19 protein-coding genes and 1 pseudogene are annotated in these 24,196 nt (G+C 69.8%); 17 read left to right on the top strand and 3 right to left on the bottom strand.

Annotated elements, in window-relative coordinates:
- Positions 1 to 153 precede the first annotated feature (153 nt).
- The 10 genes from OG329_RS10980 (at position 154) to OG329_RS10935 (ending at position 12,656) form a co-directional block, all read left to right on the top strand.
- On the top strand, positions 154 to 1,152 hold the full coding sequence (locus tag OG329_RS10980; RefSeq protein WP_405794477.1) for an ABC transporter permease: 999 nt from the start codon (positions 154 to 156) through the stop codon (positions 1,150 to 1,152).
- Positions 1,153 to 1,244: 92 nt separating this feature from the next.
- Positions 1,245 to 3,002 (top strand): ABC transporter substrate-binding protein, encoded by a 1,758-nt coding sequence (locus tag OG329_RS10975; protein ID WP_405794476.1) that lies wholly within the window; start codon positions 1,245 to 1,247, stop codon positions 3,000 to 3,002.
- Positions 3,003 to 3,110: 108 nt separating this feature from the next.
- Positions 3,111 to 4,124: an ABC transporter permease gene (locus tag OG329_RS10970; RefSeq protein WP_405794474.1), complete on the top strand. Its 1,014-nt coding sequence runs from the start codon at positions 3,111 to 3,113 to the stop codon at positions 4,122 to 4,124.
- Positions 4,125 to 4,189: 65 nt separating this feature from the next.
- On the top strand, positions 4,190 to 5,254 hold the full coding sequence (locus OG329_RS10965; protein ID WP_405801769.1) for an ABC transporter ATP-binding protein: 1,065 nt from the start codon (positions 4,190 to 4,192) through the stop codon (positions 5,252 to 5,254).
- 59 nt (positions 5,255 to 5,313) lie between these two features.
- Positions 5,314 to 6,522 carry an ABC transporter ATP-binding protein gene (locus tag OG329_RS10960; RefSeq protein ID WP_405794473.1) on the top strand — a complete coding sequence of 403 codons (1,209 nt, stop codon included), beginning with the start codon at positions 5,314 to 5,316 and terminating at the stop codon, positions 6,520 to 6,522.
- A gap of 287 nt (positions 6,523 to 6,809) precedes the next feature.
- Complete coding sequence (locus OG329_RS10955; protein WP_405794471.1) at positions 6,810 to 8,480, top strand: ABC transporter substrate-binding protein; 1,671 nt, start codon at positions 6,810 to 6,812, stop codon at positions 8,478 to 8,480.
- A 96-nt stretch (positions 8,481 to 8,576) separates the two neighbouring features.
- Positions 8,577 to 9,581 carry an ABC transporter permease gene (locus OG329_RS10950; protein WP_405794469.1) on the top strand — a complete coding sequence of 335 codons (1,005 nt, stop codon included), beginning with the start codon at positions 8,577 to 8,579 and terminating at the stop codon, positions 9,579 to 9,581.
- Between the two features lie 85 nt (positions 9,582 to 9,666).
- Complete coding sequence (locus tag OG329_RS10945) at positions 9,667 to 10,578, top strand: ABC transporter permease (protein ID WP_405801767.1); 912 nt, start codon at positions 9,667 to 9,669, stop codon at positions 10,576 to 10,578.
- Between the two features lie 6 nt (positions 10,579 to 10,584).
- Entirely contained in the window at positions 10,585 to 11,616 is a 1,032-nt protein-coding gene (locus OG329_RS10940; protein WP_405794467.1) for an ABC transporter ATP-binding protein, read from the top strand.
- Positions 11,613 to 12,656, top strand: coding sequence for an ABC transporter ATP-binding protein (locus tag OG329_RS10935; RefSeq protein ID WP_405794466.1), 1,044 nt, complete (start codon positions 11,613 to 11,615; stop codon positions 12,654 to 12,656). Before OG329_RS10940 ends, OG329_RS10935 begins: the two co-directional genes overlap by 4 nt.
- Positions 12,657 to 12,690: 34 nt before the next feature.
- Here the strand turns inward: OG329_RS10935 and OG329_RS10930 are convergent.
- Positions 12,691 to 12,927: pseudogene (locus tag OG329_RS10930) on the bottom strand (protein kinase family protein); the annotation flags it as partial.
- 142 nt (positions 12,928 to 13,069) lie between these two features.
- On the opposite strand from OG329_RS10930, the gene OG329_RS10925 reads away from it, so the two are divergent.
- From OG329_RS10925 to OG329_RS10915, 3 genes are read left to right on the top strand one after another with little or no spacing between them, the layout of a single operon-like run.
- Entirely contained in the window at positions 13,070 to 13,744 is a 675-nt protein-coding gene (locus tag OG329_RS10925; protein WP_405794464.1) for a trimeric intracellular cation channel family protein, read from the top strand.
- 38 nt (positions 13,745 to 13,782) lie between these two features.
- Entirely contained in the window at positions 13,783 to 14,649 is an 867-nt protein-coding gene (locus OG329_RS10920; RefSeq protein WP_405794462.1) for a thioesterase family protein, read from the top strand.
- Positions 14,650 to 14,687: 38 nt separating this feature from the next.
- Positions 14,688 to 15,668 carry a helix-turn-helix transcriptional regulator gene (locus OG329_RS10915; RefSeq protein WP_405794460.1) on the top strand — a complete coding sequence of 327 codons (981 nt, stop codon included), beginning with the start codon at positions 14,688 to 14,690 and terminating at the stop codon, positions 15,666 to 15,668.
- On the opposite strand, the gene OG329_RS10910 is transcribed toward OG329_RS10915, so the two are convergent.
- A complete protein-coding gene (locus tag OG329_RS10910; protein ID WP_405794459.1) occupies positions 15,628 to 16,461 on the bottom strand; it encodes an alpha/beta fold hydrolase in 834 nt (277 codons plus the stop codon). The genes OG329_RS10915 and OG329_RS10910 overlap by 41 nt on opposite strands.
- 299 nt (positions 16,462 to 16,760) lie before the next feature.
- Here OG329_RS10910 and OG329_RS10905 point away from each other — a divergent pair, with 299 nt between their 5' ends.
- Complete coding sequence (locus OG329_RS10905) at positions 16,761 to 17,924, top strand: cysteine desulfurase family protein (RefSeq protein WP_405794458.1); 1,164 nt, start codon at positions 16,761 to 16,763, stop codon at positions 17,922 to 17,924.
- Between the two features lie 449 nt (positions 17,925 to 18,373).
- Here the strand turns inward: OG329_RS10905 and OG329_RS10900 are convergent, their stop codons facing one another.
- Positions 18,374 to 19,075 carry an N-acetylmuramoyl-L-alanine amidase gene (locus OG329_RS10900; RefSeq protein WP_405794457.1) on the bottom strand — a complete coding sequence of 234 codons (702 nt, stop codon included), beginning with the start codon at positions 19,073 to 19,075 and terminating at the stop codon, positions 18,374 to 18,376.
- A gap of 125 nt (positions 19,076 to 19,200) precedes the next feature.
- Between OG329_RS10900 and mnmA the strand changes: the two genes are divergently transcribed.
- The 3 genes from mnmA to OG329_RS10885 all read left to right on the top strand — a co-directional run bounded on the left by mnmA (position 19,201) and on the right by OG329_RS10885 (position 24,166).
- Positions 19,201 to 20,334 carry a tRNA 2-thiouridine(34) synthase MnmA gene (gene mnmA, locus OG329_RS10895; protein WP_405794455.1) on the top strand — a complete coding sequence of 378 codons (1,134 nt, stop codon included), beginning with the start codon at positions 19,201 to 19,203 and terminating at the stop codon, positions 20,332 to 20,334.
- Positions 20,335 to 20,548: 214 nt separating this feature from the next.
- Positions 20,549 to 23,122 (top strand): beta-galactosidase, encoded by a 2,574-nt coding sequence (locus tag OG329_RS10890; RefSeq protein WP_405794453.1) that lies wholly within the window; start codon positions 20,549 to 20,551, stop codon positions 23,120 to 23,122.
- Positions 23,123 to 23,242: 120 nt separating this feature from the next.
- Positions 23,243 to 24,166, top strand: coding sequence for an acetamidase/formamidase family protein (locus OG329_RS10885; RefSeq protein ID WP_405794452.1), 924 nt, complete (start codon positions 23,243 to 23,245; stop codon positions 24,164 to 24,166).
- Positions 24,167 to 24,196 lie beyond the last annotated feature (30 nt).

The raw sequence follows: 24,196 nt of genomic DNA, 5'->3' as shown, positions 1-24,196 counted from the left end.
TGCGAGCAGCCAGGCATCGCTCCACGGGAAGCCCTTTGAACAGGCAACTTCCGCGACACCAGCACCGACGGTGCGCCAACTGATGCGAGAACAGGCCGTTACAACGGCGGGTACGGGGCCGGCGAGCGCCGGCCAGGAGGGGTCGAAGACGTTGTGACCGCACCGATCGAGACCACCAAGTCGGCTGCCGAAGTGCAGCCCGAGGCAGTGCTCACGGGCGCCAAGCAGAGCCAGATCGAGGGCCGTTCGCTCGGACGAATAGCCTGGACGCGCTTCAAGCGCGACAAAGCGGCCGTCGCGGGCGGCATCGTTGTCATCCTCCTGGTCCTCCTCGCCGTCCTGGCCAAGCCGATCCAGTCCGTCTTCGGTCTCGACCCGAACGCGCTGAACCAGGACCTGGTGGACCCGCAGCTTCTGGCCCCCAAGGGCGCCTGGGGCGGCATGAGCTGGGACCATCCGCTCGGCGTCGAGCCCGGCCTCGGCCGTGATCTGCTCGCCCGCATCATCGAGGGCTCCTGGGTCTCGCTCCTCGTCGCCGCCGGAGCGACCCTGCTCTCGGTGGCCATCGGCACCCTCCTCGGCGTCATCGCCGGTTACTACGGCGGCTGGGTCGACGCCGTCGTCAGCCGGCTGATGGACACCTTCCTCGCCTTCCCGCTGCTGCTCTTCGCGATCTCGATCTCCGCCGCCCTCCAGGACGGCGCCTTCGGGCTCAGCGGACTTCCCCTGCGGATCGGTGTGCTGATCTTCGTGATCGGCTTCTTCAACTGGCCCTACATGGGCCGGATCGTGCGCGCGCAGACCATGAGCCTGCGCCGCCGGGAGTTCGTCGACGCGTCCCGGAGTCTGGGCGCCAGAGGGCCGTTCATCCTCTTCCGGGAACTGCTGCCGAACCTCGTCGCGCCGATCCTCGTCTACTCGACGCTCCTGATCCCCACCAACATCCTCTTCGAGGCCGGTCTGAGCTTCCTCGGAGTGGGTATCGCCCCGCCGCAAGCCTCATGGGGCGGCATGCTCACCACCGCGGTGGACCTGTACGAGGTCGATCTGCACTACATGTTCGTGCCCGGCATGGCGATCTTCATCACCGTGCTGGCATTCAACCTGCTGGGTGACGGGCTGCGTGACGCACTCGACCCCCGCAGCAAGTAACCACCCGGCACCACCGGCTCCATCCAGCACCATCCACAGCGGCCGACCTTGAGCTCCGTGCCGTATCCATTGATAGAGGGGCTTTCCTCAGGATGAAGACCAAGAAAGCGACTGCTGTCCTGGCGACAGCCATCGTGCTGGCGCTCAGTGCGTCGGCGTGCGGCGGCTCGGACAGCAAGGACGACAACAGCAAGGGCGGCGGCGCCGGTATCGACGCCGGTCTGACGTCGGTAGTCAACAAGTCCGACAAGAAGGGGGGCACCGTCACCTTCGAGCACTCGGACGTGCCGGACTCCCTCGACCCCGGCAACACCTACTACGGCTGGGTGCAGAACTTCTCCCGGCTGTACGGCCGTACGCTCACCTCCTTCAAGCCGGCCGCCGGCAAGGAAGGTCTTGAGGTCGTTCCCGACCTCGCCGAGTCGCTGGGCGAGTCGAGCCCCGACGCCAAGACGTGGACGTACAAGCTGCGCAAGGGCGTCAAGTTCGACGACGGCAGCCCGGTCACGTCCAAGGACGTCAAGTACGCGATCGAGCGCAGCAACTTCGCGCCCGAGGCCCTGTCGCACGGTCCCACCTACTTCAAGGCGTACCTCGAGGGCGGCGAGGACTACAAGGGTCCCTACAAGGACAAGTCGCCCGAGGGTCTGAAGTCCATCGAGACCCCGGACGACCAGACGATCATCTTCAAGCTCAACAAGCCGTTCGCCGACTTCGACTACCTGGCGACCTTCTCGCAGACGGCCCCCGTGCCGCAGGCGCGGGACAAGGGCGCCGAGTACGTCCAGGCGATGGCGTCGTCCGGCCCGTACAAGTTCGAGTCGTACAACGAGGGCCGCAGCGCGACCCTCGTGCGCAACCCGCACTGGGACCAGGCCACCGACCCGATCCGCCCGGCGCTCGCCGACAAGATCACCATCAAGTTCAAGGTCAACCCCACCACGGTCGACCAGCACCTGATGAGTGACAACATCACGGTGGACGCCGCGGGCACCGGCCTTCAGACGAAGACCCAGCCCAAGGTCCTCACCAAGGCGACCGAGAAGGCGAAGACGGACAACTCGTACGCCGGCGCCACCTCGTACCTCGCGCTGTCGACGAAGGTGAAGCCCTTCGACAACGCGGACTGCCGCAAGGCCGTCCAGTACGCGATCGACAAGGCGTCCGTCCAGGCCGCGCTCGGTGGCGACACCAAGGGCGACGTGGCGAGCACGCTGCTCCCGCCGACGGTCAACGGGTACCAGAAGTTCGACCTGTACCAGACCGAGGGCAACAAGGGCGACGTCGCCAAGGCCAAGGCCGCGCTGGCCGACTGCGGTCAGCCCGACGGCTTCAAGACCAACCTGACGGCCCGCTCCGACCGCCCCGACGAGGTGCAGATGGCGACCGCCATCCAGGCCTCGCTCAAGGAGGTCGGCATCCAGGCCGAGATCAAGCAGTACCCCTCGGGCAAGTACTTCGGTAACTTCGCCGGTGTTCCGAGCTACGTCAAGGAGCACGACCTCGGCATGATGATGATGGCGTGGGGCGCCGACTGGCCGACCGGCTTCGGCTTCCTCGACCAGATCGTCAACGGCTCCGCCATCAAGCCCTCGGGCGGCAACAACCTGATGGAGCTGGACGACCCGACGATCAACAAGGCGCTGTCGGACGGTATCGCGCAGACCGACGCCGCCGCCCGCACCAAGGCGTGGGGCGAGGTCGACAAGCTCGTCATGGAGAACGCCTCCGTCGTGCCGCTGATCTACCGCAAGAACCTGCTGTACCGCCCGGACTCGGCGACCAACGTCACCGTGACCCAGGCGTACCTCGGCATGTACGACTACCTGCTGATCGGCTCCACCACCTAAGTCAGCGGTAGAGCTTTCCCAACCCCCCGAAATGCCTGAAAGGCAGGTGAAGGCATCGGGTCCGCCGGCCGGGTCACCCCCGGCCGGCGGACCCGGCGCCGATCGGCTGTGACTGCGTACATCATCCGACGCGTGATCGCCGCGGTAATGCTGTTGCTGGTGGTCAGCGCAGTCACCTTCGCGATCTTCTTCCTTGTCCCACGGCTCGGTGGGCAGACGATCGACCAACTGGCAGTCCAGTACGTCGGTAAGGACGCCAACCCCGACTCGATCGCCGCCGTCAAGGCGAACCTGGGGCTCGATCAGCCCCTCTACACGCAGTACTACGACTTCATGAAGGGCATCTTCGTCGGCGCCGAGTACAACTTCGGCCCCGACCCGTCGATGTGCAACGCGCCCTGCTTCGGCTACTCCTTCAAGTCGCACGTCGAGGTGTGGCCCGAGCTGATGGAGCGGGTGCCGGTCACGTTCTCCCTGGCCATCGGTGCCGCGGTGATCTGGCTGATATCCGGTGTCGCCATCGGTGTCCTCTCGGCGCTCAAGCGGGGCTCGATCTTCGACCGCCTGGCGATGACGCTGGCGCTCGCGGGCGTCTCGCTGCCGATCTTCTTCACCGGCATGCTCGGTCTGGCCATGTTCACCGTCCAGTGGCCCCTGTGGTCGAGCGGTGTCAACTACGTCCCGTTCGCGGACAATCCGGCGGACTGGGCATGGAATCTGATCATCCCCTGGTGCAGCCTCGCCTTCCTCTACTCCGCCCTGTACGCCCGGCTCACCCGGGCGGGCATGCTGGAAGTGATGGGCGAGGACTACATCCGTACGGCACGGGCCAAGGGCCTGCGGGAGAGCACGGTCGTCGCCAAGCACGGACTGCGGTCCGCGCTGACGCCGATCGTCACGATCTTCGGCATGGACTTCGGTCTGCTGCTCGGCGGTGCCGTCATCACCGAACAGGTCTTCTCCTTCCAGGGCATGGGCGCCTACGCGATCCAGGCGGTGAAGGAAGCCGACCTGCCGATCGTGATGGGTGTGACCCTGTTCGCCGCATTCTTCATCGTCGTCTGCAATCTGCTGGTGGACCTGGTGTACGCCGCCATCGACCCCAGGGTGAGGTACTCGTGAGCGAGGTTTCCAAGGAGCAGTCAGGCGTACGGGTGCCGTCTCCCGCCGCCGCGCCGGGCGAGCCGGTGGTCTCCGAGGCCGCCGGGCCCGCCGGGTCCGGCGATCCGGGGGAGCCGTTTTTGTCCGTACGCGATCTGCGTATCCACTTCAGCACCGACGACGGTCTGGTGAAGTCGGTGGACGGCGTCAGCTTCGACGTCCAGGCCGGCAAAACCCTCGGCATCGTGGGTGAGTCGGGCTCCGGCAAGTCGGTCACCTCGCTCGGCGTGATGGGCCTGCACCGCTCCGCCAACGCCGCGATATCGGGTGAAGTCTGGCTGGACGGCGAGGAGTTGGTCGGGGCCGACCCCGATCATGTACGGCGGCTGCGCGGCCGGAAGATGGCCATGATCTTCCAGGACCCGCTCTCCGCGATGCACCCGTACTACCGCATCGGCGCGCAGATCGTGGAGGCGTACCGCGTCCACCACAAGGTCAGCAAGAAGATCGCCCGCGCGCGGGCGGTCGAGATGCTCGACCGGGTCGGTATCCCCGAGCCGCACAAGCGCGTCGACAGCTATCCGCACGAGTTCTCCGGCGGTATGCGCCAGCGCGCGATGATCGCGATGGCCCTGGTCAACAACCCCGAACTGCTCATCGCCGACGAGCCGACGACCGCTCTGGACGTGACCGTCCAGGCGCAGATCCTCGACCTCATCAGGGATCTGCAGAAGGAGTTCGGCTCCGCCGTCATCATGATCACCCATGACCTCGGGGTCGTCGCCGAGATGGCGGACGATCTGCTGGTCATGTACGGCGGCCGGTGCATCGAGCGCGGACCGGCCGAGAAGGTGTTCTACGAGCCGCAGCACCCCTACACCTGGGGTCTGCTCGGCTCGATGCCCCGGATCGACCGTGAGCAGACCGAACGGCTCATCCCCGTCAAGGGCCAGCCGCCGTCGCTCATCAACGTGCCGGAAGGCTGCGCCTTCAACCCGCGCTGCCCGTACGCGGATGTGCCCAAGGGCGGCATCACGCGTACCGAGCGCCCCGAGCTGAAGCAGGTCGGCACCGGGCACCACTCCGCCTGTCATATGACGCAGGAGGAGCGGACCAAGATCTGGACCGAAGAGATTGCGCCGAAGCTGTGAGCGCCGAAGCCGCGAGCAACGCAAGCGCCGAAGCCGTGAGTAACGCAAAGGATCCCGCTGTGGCGGACAGGCCGGAGAAAGACAAGGCGGGTGAGCCCCTGCTGAGGGTCGAGGGGCTGGTCAAGCACTTCCCCGTCAAGAAGGGGCTGTTGCAGCGCCAGGTCGGCGCCGTCAAGGCGGTCGACGGGCTGTCCTTCGATGTGCGGGCCGGTGAGACGCTGGGCGTCGTCGGTGAGTCCGGCTGCGGCAAGTCGACCATGGGCCGGCTGCTCACGCGACTGGACGAACCGACCGCCGGGCGCATCGAGTTCCAGGGCCACGACATCACGCACATGTCGGCGGGCAGGATACGGCCGCTGCGCCGCGACGTGCAGATGATCTTCCAGGACCCGTACTCGTCGCTGAACCCGCGCCATACGATCGGCACGATCGTCGGCGCGCCGTTCCGGCTCCAGAAGGTGGAGCCCGAGGGCGGGGTGAAGAAGGAGGTCCAGCGGCTGCTCGGCCTGGTGGGTCTGAGCCCCGAGCACTACAACCGCTATCCGCATGAGTTCTCCGGCGGTCAGCGCCAGCGCATCGGTATCGCGCGGGCCCTGGCGCTCAGCCCGAAGCTGGTCGTCGCCGACGAGCCGGTCTCCGCGCTGGACGTGTCGATCCAGGCGCAGGTGGTGAACCTGCTGGACGACCTCCAGGACGAGCTGGGGCTCACGTATGTGATCATCGCGCACGACCTGTCGGTCATCCGCCATGTCTCGGACCGCATCGCCGTGATGTACCTCGGCAAGATCGTCGAGCTGTCGGACCGTAAGTCGCTGTACGAGCGGCCGATGCACCCGTACACGAAGGCGCTGCTGTCGGCGGTGCCGGTGCCGGACCCGAGGCGGCGCGGGGTCAAGAGCGAGCGGATCCTGCTCAAGGGCGATGTGCCGTCGCCGATCTCGCCGCCGACCGGCTGCCGGTTCCATACCCGTTGCTGGAAGGCGACGGAGGTGTGCCGGACGGTGGAGCCGCCGCTGATCCAGTTGGAGCCGGGGCACGAGGCGGCCTGCCACCACCCGGAGAACGCGCCGGACCAGATCCCGGACGACACGAAGGTGCTCGCCTCGGCGCGCGAGGCGATCGCGCTGGTGGGTGAGGCGGTGGCCGGCGACGCGAAGGCGGCGGTCGCCGCGGAGACGTCCGTGGCGCCAGCGGCTCCTGCGGCTGCCGAGGCCGCCGAGGCGCCGGCCACCGCCGAGGCGCCGAAGAAGGGGCTCGCCAAGGAGTAGCCCGCGGCCCGTACCGTACGCACGCCCCCCGTCCGCATGTTCCATCATGCGGACGGGGGGCTTCTGCGTCGTACGAGAGGTTCACCCGGTTCGCCCGCCCCAACTGCGGCTCACCTGGCACGACTTGACTGGTTGGGCCGCGATGCCCCGGAGTCTGGTCATTTGTCGAGTGTCCGGATCTCAGGTCTGCAACTCCGCATTGCGGCCTGTTCATTTGGCACTTTCTTGACTGTAATGTTCGGCCGTCAAGACCGAGTTCCGGACTCGTCGGACCCCTGGGGTGGACCATGCGAATATTCAAGTCCCGAGCCGCTGGAGCGATCGTCACGGCCTTGGCCGTCGCGCTGATCGCCACAGGCTGCTCCAGCGACCGCGACGAGGAAGGTGACTCGGGCGGCGCGAAGGACACCTTCGTCTTCGGCGGCCCCGGTGACCCGGGCTCGCTCGACCCGGCGCTGGCGAGCGACGGCGAGACCTTCCGGGTCACCCGGCAGGCGTTCGAGGCGCTGCTGAAGCACGAGTCGGGCGGCAGCGAGCTGGCCCCCGCGCTGGCGGAGAAGTGGTCGAGTGACGAGGCCGGCACGGTCTGGACGTTCAACCTCCGTAAGGACGTGACCTTCCACGACGGCGAGAAGTTCAACGCCGCCGCCGTGTGCGCCAATTACGACCACTGGTTCAACTGGAAGGGCACGTACCAGTCCAGCGCGGTCTCCTACTACTGGCAGACCGTCATGGGCGGCTTCGCGGCCAACGAGGACCCGGAGACGCCGAAGGCGAACTACAAGTCCTGCACCGCGAAGGACGACAGCACCGCCGTCATCGAGGTCAACGAGCCCTCCGCGAACCTCCCGGGCGGCTTCTCCCTCCAGGCGCTGGCGATCCACTCGCCGAAGGCCCTGAAGGAGTACGCGAAGCAGGACGCGACCGCCAAGGGCGACGCCATCACGTACCCCGAGTACAGCCAGGTGGCGGGCACCGTCGCGGGCACCGGGCCGTACAAGATCAGTGAGTGGAACAAGGGCAACAAGGAAGTCACGCTGGAGCGTTACGACGACTACTGGGGCGCCAAGGCGAAGATCAAGAATCTGGTCTTCCGCACCCTCGACACCGAGGACGGCCGCCGCCAGGCCCTCCAGGCCGGTGACATCGACGGCTACGACCTGGTCGCGCCCGCCGATGTGAAGACGCTGGAGAGCGACGGCTTCCAGGTCCCCACGCGTGACGTCTTCAACATCTTCTACGTCGGCATGAGCCAGGAGAAGAACAAGGCCCTGAAGAAGCCCGAGGTCCGCCAGGCCATCGCGCACGCCATCGACCGCGAGAACCTGGTCAAGACCCAGTTGCCCGAAGGCGGCGTCGCGGCGACGCAGTTCATGCCCGACACGGTCGCCGGCTACTCGGACGCCGTACAGAAGTACCCCTTCGACACCGCCAAGGCGAAGTCGCTGCTCGCGGGCGCCGACGAGAGCGCCCTGAAGATCGAGTTCTGCTACCCGACCGAGGTCACCCGCCCGTACATGCCCGCTCCGCAGGACATGTTCGAGCTGATGAAGGCCGACCTGGAGAAGGCCGGGATCACGGTCACGCCCAAGCCCATGAAGTGGGCGCCGGACTACCTCGACGCCACCGAGGCCGGCGGCTGCGAACTGCACATGCTGGGCTGGACCGGTGACTTCAACGACGGTTACAACTTCATCGGCACCTGGTTCGCCGAGTACGACAAGCAGTGGGGCTTCAAGGACAAGGGCGTCTTCGACGCGATGAAGGCCGCGTCGATCGAGACCGACCCGGCGAAGCGGACGGACCTGTACAAGAAGGCCAACGAGACGATCATGGCGTACCTGCCGGGTGTGCCGATCTCCTCGTCGCCGCCGGCGATCGCGTTCGCCGACGACATCAACCCGCCGAAGGTCTCCCCGCTGACGCAGGAGAACTTCGCCGAGACGTCCTTCAAGTAGCGGCACCAGTCAGGGTCCGCCCGGCCGGCGGCGTACATACCCCGGCCGGGCGGACCCGTCCTACGTTCCTACGTACCGAAGAAAGGGGCACGCGGGGTGCTGCGACTCGTCGCACGACGACTGCTACAGCTGATACCCACCCTGCTCGGACTGTCGGTTCTGCTCTTCCTGTGGCTGAACCGGCTGCCCGGCGGACCCGCTTCGGCGATCCTGGGCGAACGGGCGACCGAGGCCGAAGTGGCCCGTATCAACCGGGCGTTGGGCCTCGACGAGCCGGTGTGGGTCCAGTACTGGCGATTCATCAAGCGGATCTTCCAACTGGACCTCGGCACCTCCACCCAGACCGGCCGGCCGGTCTGGGAGGAGTTCACCCTGCGCTTCCCGGCGACCGTCGAACTCAGCGTCGCCGCGATGCTCATCGCGATCGTCGTCGGCATCCCCCTCGGCTACTTCGCCGCCCGGCGCCGCGGCAGTTGGCTCGATGTGACCGCCGTGTCGGGCTCGCTGCTCGGTATCTGTATCCCGGTCTTCTTCCTCGCGCTGCTCCTCAAGGGCGTCTTCGCCGTCAACCTCGGGATCTTCCCGAGCTACGGCCGTCTTTCGACCGGCATCGACGCGACGAAAGTCACCGGATTCGCCGTCCTGGACGGCCTGTTGACGGGCGAGTTCGACGCCTCGTGGGACGCGATCACCCATCTCGTACTGCCGGCGGTCGCGCTCGCCTCGATCCCGCTCGCCGTCATCGTGCGGATGACGAGGGCCGGGGTGCTCGAGGTGCTGGGCGAGGACTACGTACGTACGGCTGAGTCCAAGGGCCTGGACAAGCGCGTCGTACGCGGGCGGCACGTCCTGCGCAACGCGCTGCTGCCGGTGATCACCGCCGTGGGGCTGCTGACCGGCAGCCTGCTGTCCGGCGCCGTCCTCACCGAGTCGGTTTTCACCTTCGGCGGGATCGGGTCCTTCATCCGTACGTCGATCGACGCCCGTGACTATCCGGTGCTCGTCGGCTTCATCCTCTTCATCGCGCTGGTGTACGTCCTGATCAATCTGCTGGTCGACGTGGCGTACAGCCTCATCGACCCGAGAGTGCGGGTGCACTGACGTGAACGCGAATTCCGACCTCACTCCGGGCCCGAGCGTGAAGGTGACGAAGAAGGCCGACAAGATCGACCGGCTCGCGCAGCTCATGGAGCGGACCGAGACCACCTCGGGCGCCGGACTGTGGCGCGAGGCGTTCCGCCGGCTGCGTACCAGCAAGGCCGCGGTCATCGGCGCCGTCGTCATCGGTCTGTTCGTGCTGATCGCGATCGTCGGCCCGTGGCTCGCCCCGTACAGCCCCACGGCGCAGGACTGGCGCGGCGAGGTGTTCCCCAACCAGGGCCGCTTCGTCGGCCCGCGCGGCGAGAACTGGTTCGGCCTGGATCATCTGGGCCGCGACGAGTTCTCCCGGATGCTCGTCGGCGCCCGGCAGACCCTGCTCGTGGGCGTCGTGTCGATGCTCATCGGCCTGGTGGCCGGCGCGGTCATCGGCGCCGTGTCGGGCGCGGCGGCGACGCTCGGCGGGGAGCCGGGCAAGCGCCTGGACACCGTCATCATGCGTGTCACGGACATGATGCTGGCGCTGCCCTCGCTGCTGCTGGCCGTGTCCGTGGCCGCGGTGCTCGGCCAGTCGCTGACCACCGTGATGATCGCGGTGGGTGTGGTCCAAGTGCCGGTGTTCGCCCGGCTGTTGCGCGGCTCGATGCTCGCGCAGGGCAGCTCGGACTACGTACTGGCGGCCAGGGCGGTGGGCATCCGCAAGCGGCGTATCGTCCTCACCCAGATCATGCCCAACTCGCTGAGCCCGGTGATCGTCCAGGCGACGCTCTCTCTCGCCACCGCGATCATCGAGGCCGCCGCCCTGTCCTATCTGGGCCTCGGCAATCCGGACCCGGCGATCCCGGAGTGGGGCGTGATGCTGTCGCAGGCACAGCGCTTCTTCGACAACGCGCCGATGATGTCGGTCTATCCGGCGGTCGGGATCATCGTCACCGCTCTCGGCTTCACGCTGCTCGGTGAGGCGATGCGGGAAGCTCTCGATCCGAAGCTGCGAGGCTGAAGTCCTATGTCGCTACTGTCGGTTGACGCACTGTCGGTCACCTTCGCCGGGCACGGTACGGGGCGGGGAAAGAGCGCCGCGCGCGGCACCAAAGCCGTCGACGGCGTCTCCTTCGATGTCGCCGAGGGCCAAGTCGTGGGCCTCGTCGGCGAGTCGGGCTGCGGCAAGTCCGTGACCGCGCTCGCCCTGATGGGTCTGCTGCCGCGCCAGGGGGTGAGCGTCGGCGGGCGCGCGGAGTTCGACGGCGCGGACCTGCTGTCCATGGGCGAGAAGAAGATCCGCGATCTGCGCGGCAGCCAGCTCGCGATGATCTTCCAGGACCCGCTCTCCTCCCTCAACCCGGTCGTGCCCATCGGCGTACAGGTCACCGAGATCCTGAGCCGCCACCGCGGACTGAAGGGCGAGGCGGCCCGCAAGGAAGCGGCGACGCTGCTCGACCGGGTCGGGATCCCCGACCCGGACCGGCGGTTGAAGGAGTACCCGCACCAGCTCTCCGGCGGAATGCGGCAGCGCGCGCTCATCGCCATGGCGGTCGCGTGCGCGCCGCGCCTGCTGATCGCGGACGAGCCGACGACGGCGCTGGATGTCACCATCCAGGCCCAGATCCTCGAACTGCTCAAGGAGTTGGTCGATCAGCAGGGCACCGCCCTTCTGATGATCACTCATGACCTGGGCGTCGTCGCCGGGTTGTGCGACCAGGTCAATGTCCTCTACGCGGGGCGCGCGGTGGAGACGGCGGGCCGCCGCGAACTGTTCGCGCACCCCACCCATCCGTACGCGCACGGTCTGCTCGGCTCCATCCCGCGCCTGGACGCACCGCGCGGCGAACCGCTCAGGCCGATCCGGGGGTCGATCAACGACAAGATCGCGTGGGCCGACGGCTGCGCGTTCGCGCCCCGGTGCGACTTCTACACGATGGAGTGCCTGACGGGCACGCCCGAACTCACCGAACCCCGCGCGCCCGGCCACCAGGTGCGCTGCGTCAACCCGGTCCTCGCGGCGGAGTCCGCCGCGGACACGGCGGAGGTCTCCTCATGAGCCTGCTCGAACTGGACGGCGTGAAGGTCCACTTCCCGGTCAAGAAGGGCGTCTTCTTCGACCGTACCGTCGGCCACGTCTACGCCGTCGACGGTGTCTCGCTGAAGGTCGAGGCGGGCCAGACGTACGGCCTGGTGGGGGAGTCCGGCTGCGGCAAGACCACCCTCGGCCGGGCCGTCCTGCGCCTCGTCGACATCACCGCGGGCGAGGTCGTCTTCGACGGTACGGATCTGGCGAAGCTGCCGCAGGAGGAGATGCGCAAGATCCGCCACCGCCTCCAGATGGTCTTCCAGGACCCGCTCGGCAGCCTCAACCCCCGGCAGAACATCGAGTCGATCCTCTCCGAGGGCATGGCGGCGCACGGCATCGGCGCCGACCAGGAGGAGCGCCGGGAGCGGATCAAGAAGATCCTCGCGGAGGTCGGCCTGCCGACCGACGCGCTCTCGCGCTACCCGCACGAATTCTCCGGCGGCCAGCGCCAGCGCATCGGCATCGCGCGGGCGCTCGTCCTCGAACCGGACGTGATCATCTGCGACGAGCCGGTCTCCGCGCTCGACGTCTCCATCCAGGCGCAGGTGATCAACCTCCTTGAGGAGCTTCAGGAGTCCAAGGGCCTGACCTATCTCGTCATCGCCCACGATCTGGCCGTGGTCCGCCATATCTCGGACGTCATCGGGGTCATGTATCTGGGCACGCTGGTGGAGGAGGCGCCGAGCGACGCGCTGTACGCCGAGCCGAGGCACCCGTACACGAAGGCGCTGATGTCGGCGGTGCCGGTGCCCGACCCGGAGGTGGAGGACCGCCGCGAGCGCATCCTGCTTCAGGGCGACCTGCCGTCACCGGCGGCACCGCCGGCCGGGTGCCGCTTCCATACGCGCTGCCCCTGGAAGCAGGAGACGCGCTGCGCGACGGAGCGGCCGGAGCTGACGGTGGTGGGGGACGGCCACCGGGTGGCGTGCCACTTCGCGGCGGAGATCGAGTCGGGGACGGTGGAGCGGACGCGGGCGACGGGGATCGCGGCGGTGACACAGGGCGTGTGAGGTGGCCGGCCGGGTGGCCGGGTGGCTGCTAGAGCGCCGTGGACCGTACATGCTCCGGCAGTTGCTCCAGGTCCGTGAGCGGCACCCGCTTCACGAAGACCGGCTTCCCGTCGACCTCCAGCAGCGCGGACGTGCCGCCGATACCGGAGCCGAGCGGCACGGCGGCGTCCACCAGCGCGCCCAGTTGGTGATCACTTCGCAGCGAGAGCGAGGTGGCGACAGTGCTGTAGGCCGCCAGGCGCGCCGCCGGTGACCTATCGGGATGCTCGATCGCCGGCCGCGTCGGAGCGCCGGCCGCGTCTGTTTCCACCTGTTCCACCATGCCCGCGAGTGTCCACCAGCGACTGCCCCCGCACCGCGAAAGTGAGACGAGCGCCTGATCGGGTGTTTCGCGCCCGGTGTAGAACTGTCGGGTGTTCCAGGAATTGTTCAGCCCCTCCGTCCAGCACTCGCTCGACCTCGCCGGCATCTTCGTCTTCGCGATCTCCGGCGCCCTGCTCGCCGTCCGCAAGAACTTCGACGTCTTCGGCATGGCGGTGCTCGCCGAGGTCACCGGGCTCGGCGGTGGCCTGCTCCGGGACCTGATCATCGGAGCCGTACCGCCGGCGGCGTTCACCGACCTCGGCTACTTCGTGATGCCGCTGGTGGCCACCGCCCTGGTGTTCTTCCTGCATCCGCACGTCGAGCGCATCCAGGGCGCGGTGAACGTCTTCGACGCGGCGGGGCTCGGGCTGTTCTGTGTGACGGGCACGGTGAAGGCGTACGAGTACGGGCTCGGCCTCACCGCGTCCGCCGCGCTCGGCCTCGCCACGGCGGCGGGCGGCGGCGTCCTGCGCGACGTGCTCGCCAACGAGGTGCCGTCGCTGCTGCGTTGGGACCGCGATCTGTACGCGGTGCCCGCGATCGTCGGGGCGACGACGGTGGTGATCTGCATCCGTTTCGACGCGCTGAACGGGCTGACGAGCGTGCTCGCGGTCGTCACCGCGTTCGTACTGCGGCTGCTGGCCATGCGCTTCCACTGGCGGGCACCGCGCGCGTACAACCGCCGCTCGACGGCGGCGGAGGAGCCGCCGGAACCGAACACCTAAGCTACCGCTCAGTATTTCACTGTTGTACGGTGCTGCTCATGGCACAGGCAGCGCAGGAACCCACCGGGGACAACGAGTTCGACCGCGACACCTCCGTCACCCTTCGCGAACCGGGCGTCTACGACGCGGACCTCTCCGAGGGCTGGACGATCCTCTCCGCCGTCAACGGCGGCTATCTGCTGGCGATCGTGGCCCGCGCCCTGCGCGACGCGCTGCCGCACCCCGATCCCTTCACCGTCACGGCCCACTATCTGACCCCGTCGCGCCCCGGCCCGGCGGTCGTGCGCACGCAGACCGTACGGACCGGCCGCACGCTCACCAACGGCCAGGCGTCGCTGTTCCAGTACCAGCCGGACGGCACGGAGGTCGAACGCGTCCGGGTCCTCGCGGCGTACGGCGCGCTGGACTCCCTCAGCGACGACGTCCGCACATCGGTGAAGCCGCCCACGCTGCCGCCGCCCGAGGAGTGCCTCGGTACCGAGGACGGCCCGGCCGCCTTTCCCGCCGACTCCGGCTTCACCCGGCGCGTGGTGGTCAAGCTGGCTCCCGAGACCACGGGCTGGGCGGTCGGCGCGCCCTCGGGGAAGGGCGAGGTGCGCGGCTGGTTCTGGCTGGCCGATCCGCGCGAGCCGGACCCGCTCTCCCTGCTGCTGACGGTGGACGCGTTCCCGCCGACCGCCTTCGACCTCGGGCTCACCGGCTGGACGCCGACCGTCGAACTGACCACGCACATCCGCGGTCGGCCGGCGCCGGGGCCGCTGCGGGTCCTCGTGACGACGCGGAATCTGGCGGGCGGCTATCTGGAGGAGGACGCGGACGTCTGGGACAGCGCGGACCGGCTGGTCGCCCAGTCCCGCCAACTGGCCCGCGCGCCGAGGGGGTCCCGGGCGCCCGAGGAGAAGTAGCCGCGACAGGCGGGTGCGGCGTACGCGATCCTGGCCGGGTGAAGTCCGACCGTCTCCTGTCGATCCTGCTGCTGCTCCAGACGCGAGGGCTCGTCCCGGCCACCGAGCTGGCCGAGCGCCTGGAGGTGTCCGTACGCACCGTCTACCGCGACGTCGAGGCGCTGTCGGCGGCGGGCATCCCCGTCTACGCCGAACGCGGCCGGCACGGCGGCATCGCGCTGCTGCCCGGCTTCCGTACGGATGTCACCGGCCTGACCGCCGACGAGTCCCGCGCGCTGTTCGTCCTCGCCGCCCGGGGCGCCCACACCGCGCTCGGTCTCGACCGGGCGCTCGGCTCGGCGCTCCGCAAGGTGATGGCCGCGCTGCCCGCCCCGCACCGCCCCGCCGCCGAGCTGACCAGCCGCCGCGTCATCGTCGACCCGGAGCGGTGGATGCGCGCCGGGCGGCCCGCCGTCGACCTGGACGTCCTGAACACGGCGGTCTTCGCCGACCGCCGACTGCGGCTGAGCTATCAGCACAGCGGTACCACGGAGCCCAGGACCTACACGGTCGATCCGTACGGCCTCGTCCTCAAGGCGGGCGTCTGGTATCTGGTCGCCGACCATCGGGGCGTGCCCGGCCTCTACCGCGCGGACCGCGTGCGGCACGCGACCCTCACCGACGCCCCCGTACGGCGCCGAGAGGGCGTGGAACTGGGCGACGTCTGGGGCGCGTTGCGCCGGAAGGTGGAGCTGCGCCCGACCGCCGTGGAGGTCACCGCCCGGGTCCGCGTCACCCGCCTGGACATGTTCCTGCGTATCCAGGCGGCCCAACTGACCGACGAGGAACCGGTCGTGGAGACGTCGGGGGAGTGGGCCCGGCTGACGCTCGCCTTCACGGAGCTACGGGCCGTGCGCGCCCTGCTCGCCTTCGGCGAGAACGTGGAGGTGCTGTCGCCGCCCGAGGCCCGCGACGTACTCGCCGAGGCGGCCACCGCGATCACGGAGCTGTACGGAGGAAGTCGCCCAGCGCCAGGGTGAGTTCGGCCGGGGCGTCCTCCTGTACGAGGTGACCGGCGCCCGCGACGAGACGCAGCTCCGCACCGGGGATCAGCCCCGCGAGCTGCCGCCCCTTCTCCTGCGGGATCCAGGTGTCCTCCTCGCCCCAGCAGATCAGCACCGGCAGGTCCAACTCGCCGTACCGGCCCTCGATCTCATCGGTGAACCGCTGATCGTTCTGCGCGATCTGCCGGTAGAAGGCACCCCGCCCCGCCTGTGTGCACCACGGCTCCACCAGCGCGTCCAGGACGTCGGAGCGCAGTCCGGGGTGGCTGGCCGAGCTGACGTACTCCCGCACGAGCGCGCGGTGCAGCGCGGGCGGCAACCGGTCGAAGACGTCGCCGTGTTCACCGAGGAGCCGGTACGTGGGCGAGCCCCACGGCGCGAGCGCCACGGGGTCCACGAGAGCGAGGCGCTCGTACCGCGCGCCGTGCAACAGCGTCGCGCGGAGGGCGACGCAGCCCCCGAAGTCGTGCGCGACGACGGCGGGCCGCTCCAGCCCCCAGTGGGCCAGCAGCTCACCGAAGACCCGCGCCTGCGCCCCCAGCGACACGTCCTGCCCCTCGCGCATCTCCGACGCGCCGAACCCGGGCATGTCCCACACGTACACCCGACGCCGCCCCGCGAGGGCCCGCGCGGGGCCCCGCCACACGTACGACGAGAACGGCGTCCCGTGCAGCAGCACGACGGGCGGCCCGTCGGCGGGCCCGAGGGCGGCCCACCGGACGTCACCGGAGGTGCTGTGGAACGTGCGGTCGAGAGTCCATCCATCCATGCGCACCAGGCTAGTGCGGTGTCGTCCGGCGACGCGGAACCCGTCACACCCCCCCCGCGCCCCGTCGATCCGCTCGCGGAGAAGATCCGCGTGGCCGTTGTCACGCGCGTACGAAGCGGTCGGCGAAGGCCACCTCGGCCCGCCAGGCGTGCCACCCGGGGCGACCACGTCCGGATCGTCCAGGCCGGCGCACTTCATCCCCGGCGTGGGCCGCTGGGCGCCGAGGAAGCCGGTCGGCACGCGACGGAACCCGCCCACGGCGATACGCGCTCACCGCGGCTCGTAGAATCGTCAGCACCATGGCATATCTCGACCACGCCGCGACCACCCCGATGCTTCCCGAGGCGATCGAGGCGATGACCGCCCGGTTCGCCGACGTCGGAAACGCGTCCTCGTTGCACGCCGCCGGGCGGCGGGCCCGGCGTACCGTCGAGGAGGCGCGCGAGGAGCTTGCCGAATCCCTCGGCGCGCGGCCCAGCGAGGTCGTCTTCACCTCCGGCGGCACCGAGGCCGACAATCTCGCGGTGAAGGGCCTCTACTGGTCCCGCCGCGACGCCGACCCGGCCAGGACACGCGTGCTCGCCAGCCCCGTCGAGCACCACGCCGTCCTCGACGCCGTCGACTGGCTCGGCGCGCACGAGGGCGCGAACGTCGAGTACCTGCCCGTCGACGGCTACGGCAGGGTCTCCCCGCGGACCCTGCGCGCGGCCATCGAACGCAACCCGGACGACGTCGCCCTGGCCACCGTCATGTGGGCGAACAACGAGATCGGCACGATTCTCCCCGTACGCGAACTGGCCGAGGTCGCCGCCGAGTTCGGCGTTCCGCTGCACTCCGACGCCGTCCAGGCGTTCGGTCAGACCGAGGTCGACTTCGCCGCGTCCGAACTCGCCGCGATGACCGTCACCGCCCACAAGATCGGCGGCCCCTACGGGGTCGGCGCGCTGCTTCTCGGCCGTGAGTACACCCCTGTCCCCGTCCTGCACGGCGGCGGTCAGGAACGCCACGTGCGCTCGGGCACCCTCGACGTCCCCGCGATCGCCGCGTTCGCCGTCGCGGGGCGGCTCGCCGCCGAACGGCGCGGCGAGTTCACACGCGACATCGGCGCCCTGCGCGACGAGTTGATCGCCTCCGTACGGAAGGCCGTGCCGGACGCGGTCCTCGGCGGCGACCCCGTCGACCGCCTCCCGGCCAACGCCCACTTCAGTTTCCCCGGCTGCGAGGGCGACTCGCTGCTCCTGCTGCTGGACGCGCAGGGCATCGAGTGCTCGACCGGATCGGCCTGTACGGCGGGGGTCGCGCAGCCCAGCCACGTACTGCTGGCCACCGGCACCGACCCCGAACTGGCGCGCGGCACGCTCCGGTTCTCCCTCGGCCACACTTCTACTGAGGCCGACGTCAAGGCGGTCGCCTCGGCGATCGGCCCGGCGGTGGAGCGGGCGAGGGCGGCGGGCCTGAGCTAGCGGGGTTTGACCCTGCGGGTCGGTTTCGTCCTCAAGCGCCGGACGGGCTGGGTGGTTGCGGTCTCGTTGCCACGGTCGGGGTGCGGGCCCTCCGGGTGGGTATGTCCGGACGGCATGATTTACGCCGCGTGCAAGGCTCGTTGGTCTCGACGAGACCAACTTGTTCACGCGACACAAATCAGCCTGAGTGTCCGAACACACCCACCCTCCGACCCCGCCCCCCTCGCGCGCGGGGAAGGGGGACGCGCAGGGGTCGTGTCCGGACACTAAAGCGTGATTTGTGGCGCAACCCGGACCAGCACCCTCACCAGGACCGTTGGGCGCCGTAAATCATGCCGTCCGGGCATGACCCCGGAGCGGCACCCGGCCACCACCGCAACCACCTAGCCCGTCCGGCGCTTGAGGACAACCCGCCACCGGGCGGACCCGGCAAACGCAACCCCGGCCCCCTACACCCCTCGCACCAGCTTCATGTAGCGGTCCCAGTCCCAGTGCGGCCCCGGGTCCGTGTGGTCCGTACCCGGCACCTCCACGTGCCCGATGATGTGCTTCCGGTCGACCGGTATCGCGTACCGCTCGCAGATCCCCGCCGTCAGCCGCGCCGACGAGGCGTACATCGCGTCCGTGAAGTCCTCCGGCCGGTCCACGTACCCCTCGTGCTCGATGCCGACGCTGCGTTCGTTGTAGTCGCGATTCCCCGCCTGGTACGCCACGTCCAGCTCACGGATCATCTGCGCCACCCGCCCGTCCTTGCCCACCACGTAGTGGGTGGCCGCCTGGTGCGCCGGGTCCTTGAAGACCTTGAGGGCCGTCCGGAAGCTGCCCTGCACGACGTGGATGATCACCATGTCCACGGGATAGTCGTCGGGCCGGTCCGCCCGGCGCCAGTTCGCCGACGACGCCGCCACCCACTCGGCGCCCGCGTGATCCAGCTCACCCGGTTCACGCGGCTTCTCCACCCCCGGAACCTTGTACCAGAGCCGTGTCGCCTGGTCCTGGCCCGCCACGATCGCGGTCACCCCGCCGCCCACCACCACGGCCGCGCCGCCGATCAGCAGGGCGCGCCGGCCGATCCCCGGCCCCTCGCCGCCCGGGGTCCCGCCCCCACCAGGGCCGTCACCGCTCGTATCGCCGCTCACGCCACCACTCACGCCACCGCTCACCTCGCCTCACCGCTCACGCCGGCGCTCGCGGCGCCCCGTCTTCTCTTGCCCATGGACCGACAACGGATACTCGCGCGACTCTGGTTCCCCGGCACCCTTACGCTTGAGTGGCTATGACTCAGACACCCCAGCGCCCCCTCCGTGTGCTCGCCGCCATGTCCGGCGGCGTGGACTCCGCCGTCGCCGCCGCCCGCGCCGCCGAAGCCGGTCATGACGTCACCGGCGTCCACCTCGCGCTCTCCGCGAACCCGCAGTCGTTCCGTACCGGCGCGCGCGGCTGCTGCACCATCGAGGACTCGCGCGATGCGCGGCGGGCCGCCGACGTCATCGGCATCCCCTTCTACGTATGGGACCTCGCCGAGCGCTTCCGTGAGGATGTCGTCGAGGACTTCATCGCCGAGTACGAGGCGGGGCGCACCCCGAACCCGTGCCTGCGCTGCAACGAGAAGATCAAGTTCGCCGCGCTGCTCGACAAGGCCGTCGCGCTGGGTTTCGACGCCGTCTGCACCGGCCATTACGCGACGGTCGTCACCGGCCCCGACGGCGCCCGTGAGCTGCACCGCGCGAGCGACATGGCCAAGGACCAGTCGTACGTCCTCGGGGTGCTGGACGAGCGCCAGCTCGCGCACGCCATGTTCCCGCTCGGGGACACCCTCACGACGAAGGACGAGATCCGCGCGGAGGCCGAGCGCCGCGATCTGGCTGTCGCGAAGAAGCCCGACAGCCATGACATCTGCTTCATCGCCGACGGTGACACCCAGGGGTTCCTCGCGGCCCGTCTCGGCAAGGCCGAGGGGGACATCGTGGACGAGTCGGGGGCCAAGGTCGGCACCCACGACGGCGCGCACGGCTTCACCATCGGCCAGCGCAAGGGCCTGCGGATCGGCCACCCGGCACCGGACGGCAAGCCGCGCTACGTGCTGGACATCTCGCCGGTCGACAACACCGTGACGGTCGGCCCCGTGGCCGCCCTCGACGTCGGCGCCCTGACGGCCATCAGGCCCCGCTGGTGCGGCGGCACGGCCCCGTCCGGCCCCGGCGCCTACACGGCGCAGCTCCGCGCGCACGGCGACGAGACACCGGTCACGGCGGAGCTGATCGACGGCACCCTGCACGTCGACTTCGCCGAGCCGGTACGGGGCGTGGCCCCGGGCCAGGCGATCGTGCTGTACGACGGCACCCGCGTGGTCGGCTCGGCCACGATCGCGACGACGGAGCGGCACCGTACGGAAGCCCTGACCGGCTGACGGGCTTCCACCGTCTACCCGGCGCGGCGCCTTCGGCGTGCCACGCGCGTTACCCAAGCGTGATCGGACGGAGTCTTGTGGCCTCTGAGGGCCTGCTCCAGGGTGCGTGTATGCGCATACAGGAAGCGCATACATTCTGCGGCTGACCCGTGCCGTCGAGTCATCCGCGCCATCGAGCCGCCCCCGTTCTGCTCTCCCCAAGGAGTACGACGCCATGACGCCTGTCCCCGCCCCACGCCGCCGCACCGTCCTGGGCGGGGCCGCCCTCGGCACGCTCGCCACCGCGGGCCTGCCCGGCCAAGCCCAGGCCGCCCCCGCCGCCCCCGCCGCCCCGGTGGCCCCGGCCCCGCCCGGCGACACCTCCCCGGCCGGCTCGGTCTCGTACCGGAACAAGCAGATCCTCGTCGGCGGCAAGCCCGCGCTCGTACTCGCCGGAGAGATCCACTACTTCCGGCTGAAGAAGGCGGACTGGCAGTCCAGGCTCGACAAGGCCAAGGCCGCCGGGCTCAACACCATCGCCTCGTACATCCCTTGGATGTGGCACGAGCTGCCCGACGGCACGATCGACGTCACCGGTCGTACCCGCCCCGAGCGCGACCTGGGCGCCTTCATCGACCTCTGTCACCGCAACGGCTTCCTCTTCATCGCCCGCCCCGGCCCCTTCACCATGGCCGAGTTGAAGGGCGAGGGCGTCCCCGAGCGGGTGCGCGAGGACCACCCCCAGATCGTCTCCACCGGCTGGAACGACGCTCCCGCGACCACCCCCACCGTCGACTACCTCGCGCCCGCGTTCCTCGAGGAGATGCGCCACTGGTACGCGGCGGTCATGCCGCTACTCGCGGAGCGGCTGCACGGCAGCGGCGGCCCTGTGATCTCCGTACAGCTCGACAACGAGATCGGAATGCTGGCCTGGGTCAGCAACTCACCCGACCTCACCGACCACTTGACGGCCGACTTCGACGGCTGGCTGCGCGCGGAGTACGGCGACGGGCTCGCCGGGCGCTACCCCTTCACCGGCGAGGACCTGTCCGGGCGGCGCAAGGCCATCCGTCATCCCGAAGACGCCTACGGCGCGGCCCTGATGCACGATCTGGGCCGCTTCATGCGGGGCCGCTTCGCGCGGTACGTCGCCGAACTGCGGTCGGCCGCCGAGGAGTACGGGGTCACCGGCATCCCGTTCGTGATCAACATCCACGGCACCTCCGACAGCCGCGCCGAGCCGTTCCCCATCGGCATCAGCCAACTGATGGAGACCTACGGGGGAGTCGAGGGCACCATCTCCGGCGCGGACTTCTACCTCGGCGATCTCACCCTGCGCAACGTCACCGACCTGTATCTCGTCAACGCCTTCATGGACGCGGTCAACGACGACGATCAGCCGGTCACGGCGCTGGAGTTCGACGCCGGGCACGCCGACTACGGGCAGAACATGGACAACCAGACCAGCCCCTCGGGCGTGGATCTCAAGACCCGGCTGTGCATCGCGCAGGGCGCCAAAATGCTCAACTACTACCTGTTCGCGGGCGGGTTCAACCCGAAGCTCGACAAGCCGGCGGGCGACGGGAACGACCGGATCGGTATCACCGGCGAGCGGCACGGCTTCGCCGCGCCGGTCGACCCGGAGGGCCGGCCGGGAGTCAGCTACGCGCCGACGCGGCAGACGGTGCGCGCGATGGGCTCTCTCGCCGATGTCCTCGCGCCGATGCGGACGACGTACGACGACGTGGTGCTCGGTTTCGTACCCGATCACTATCTGACGGAGTACCACCCTCCGAAGCTCGCCTCCGTACAGAGGGTGCTGGACGAAGCGGTCAATACGCGCGGTGCGGGCCCGCGCGGCTCCCTGGCCCGCGCGATGCTGCTCGGCGGCTTCCGCTACCGCGGCGTGAACCTCCAGGCGGGCGACCTGGACCCGAAGGCCGTACCGGTGCTCGCGCTGGCCACGGGTGAGCATCTGGGGGCCGAACTCCAGCGGCGCCTGGTCCGCTACGCCGAGGGGGGCGGAAAGCTGCTCCTGTCCGGGAGACTGCCGGTCAAGGACATGGCCGACAAGCGCTGCACCGTGCTCGCGGACGCGCTGGGCATCGAGGCCGGGAAGACGCTCACCGACGCGAACCGCTTCTGGCTGTCGGTCACCGCCCACGGGTGGGCGGCGCCGCTGCCCGAAGTACGGCTGTCGCGCGCCCAGTTGTGCGAGCCCTCGCGGGGAACGACGGTGCTGCGCGAGCTGTCCACAGGCAAGGGCTGCGGCTTCGACATCCCGCTCGGGCGGGGGCGAGCCGTCGTGATCACCACGGACTACCAGTGCGACCTGACCTTCTGGGAACGCGCCTTCAGCGCCCTGGACGCCGCCCCCGCCCTGCGGCACAGTGCGACCGATCCGGGAGTCTTTCTGCTGACGACGGCGGACGGCGAGCGCGGACGGTTGCTGCACGCCTTCAACGTCTCCTCGGGCTACGACCAGGACTTCACGGTCACGGAGAACGGCAAGCCCCTCTTCGGCGGCGAGAAGCTGCGGCTGCCGGGTCGTACGGCGGCGATCCTGCCGCTCGGGCTGACGGCGGGCGGTCTGCGTATCGCGTACGCGACGGCGGAGATCACCGGCGTCGCCGACGGCCGGGCGACGTTCCGCGCGCTCGGCGCCCCCGGCGCCACCGGCGCACCCGCCGGGGAATCGGTGGTCGCGGTGGACGGCCCCGCGCGGTGCGACGGCGCCCGGATCTCGACCGAGGGCGGCCGGACCGTACTGCGCGTACGCCGCGCGGAGTTCACGGTGCGGCGCGGCTGACGCGTCCGCGCGGACCGGGGCCGGGAAGGCATGGCCCCCGTCCGCGCGGACCACCGTGGCGAGACACTGGTCGTGGCCGAACGGCTGATCCCCCCACGCCCCGACCGAAGGAGGCCCACCGTGGCCGAGCATGTCCTGGACTCCGGGCCCGGCACGGTGAGCGACGTCTTCTCGCGCGAACTGCCCCCGGTGCTGACCGTCGACCCCGCAGACACCCTCACCGTCCACACGCTCGACTGCGCGGGCCATCTGGAGCGCCGGCGCACGGCGGACGAGGACGTGCCGCGCATGTTCGCCGAGCGGCGCGGCCACTGCCTGGTGGGCCCGATCGCCGTACGGGGCGCCGAGCCCGGCATGGCCCTCTCCGTACGGCTGGAGTCCCTTCGCCCCGACGCGTGGGGCTTCACGGCGGCGGCGACGTCCGACACCCCGCTCACCCGCCGCCTCGGCATGACCCCGCAGGACGCCGAGTGGCTGCTGTGGGACCTCGACGCGGACAACGGCACCGGGAGCGACCAGTACGGTCACACAGTCGCCCTCGCGCCCTTCCTGGGCGTCATCGGCACACCCCCCGACGAACCGGGCGAGCACTCCACGACGCCCCCGCGCGTCTACGGCGGCGGCAACATCGACTGCCGCGAACTCGTCGCGGGATCCACCCTGTTCCTCCCCGTCACCGTGCCGGGCGCGCTGCTCAGCATCGGTGACGGCCATGCCGCGCAGGGCGACGGCGAGGTGTCCGGCACGGCGGTCGAGTGCGGTATGACGACCCGCCTCACCGTCGGCCTCCAGTTGTCCCCGCCGGTCCCGACACCGCACGCGGTGACCCCGGCGGGCCGGATCACCTTCGGCTTCGACGCCGACCTCAACGAGGCGTCGGCCCAGGCGCTCGACGCGATGCTGACGTGGATGACGTCGCTGTACGGGGTGAAGCGGGGGACGGCGCTGGCTCTGGCGAGTACGGCGGTCGATCTGCGGGTGACGCAGGTGGCCAATCAGGTGTGGGGAGTGCACGCGCTGCTGCCGGACGACGCGATCCGCTGAACCCCACGCGCCCGTGTCTGTTCCGGGCAT

Origin of the sequence: Streptomyces sp. NBC_01506, assembly GCF_045040295.1 — a bacterium.
Taxonomy (GTDB): Bacteria; Actinomycetota; Actinomycetes; order Streptomycetales; family Streptomycetaceae; genus Streptomyces.
The sequence above is the reverse complement of the archived record's forward strand: the minus strand, read 5'-3'. Positions and strand labels throughout refer to the sequence as shown.

What these genes read in the sequence shown, in the direction of transcription:
- OG329_RS10975 (WP_405794476.1), top strand. Translation starts at nt 1,245, where the DNA reads ATGAAGACCAAGAAAGCGACTGCTGTCCTGGCGACAGCCATCGTGCTG.
- OG329_RS10955 (WP_405794471.1), top strand. Translation starts at nt 6,810, where the DNA reads ATGCGAATATTCAAGTCCCGAGCCGCTGGAGCGATCGTCACGGCCTTG.
- OG329_RS10945 (WP_405801767.1), top strand. Translation starts at nt 9,667, where the DNA reads ATGGAGCGGACCGAGACCACCTCGGGCGCCGGACTGTGGCGCGAGGCG.
- OG329_RS10940 (WP_405794467.1), top strand. Translation starts at nt 10,585, where the DNA reads ATGTCGCTACTGTCGGTTGACGCACTGTCGGTCACCTTCGCCGGGCAC.
- OG329_RS10935 (WP_405794466.1), top strand. Translation starts at nt 11,613, where the DNA reads ATGAGCCTGCTCGAACTGGACGGCGTGAAGGTCCACTTCCCGGTCAAG.
- OG329_RS10920 (WP_405794462.1), top strand. Translation starts at nt 13,783, where the DNA reads ATGGCACAGGCAGCGCAGGAACCCACCGGGGACAACGAGTTCGACCGC.
- OG329_RS10910 (WP_405794459.1), bottom strand. Translation starts at nt 16,461, where the DNA reads ATGGATGGATGGACTCTCGACCGCACGTTCCACAGCACCTCCGGTGAC.
- OG329_RS10905 (WP_405794458.1), top strand. Translation starts at nt 16,761, where the DNA reads ATGGCATATCTCGACCACGCCGCGACCACCCCGATGCTTCCCGAGGCG.
- mnmA (WP_405794455.1), top strand. Translation starts at nt 19,201, where the DNA reads ATGACTCAGACACCCCAGCGCCCCCTCCGTGTGCTCGCCGCCATGTCC.
- OG329_RS10890 (WP_405794453.1), top strand. Translation starts at nt 20,549, where the DNA reads ATGACGCCTGTCCCCGCCCCACGCCGCCGCACCGTCCTGGGCGGGGCC.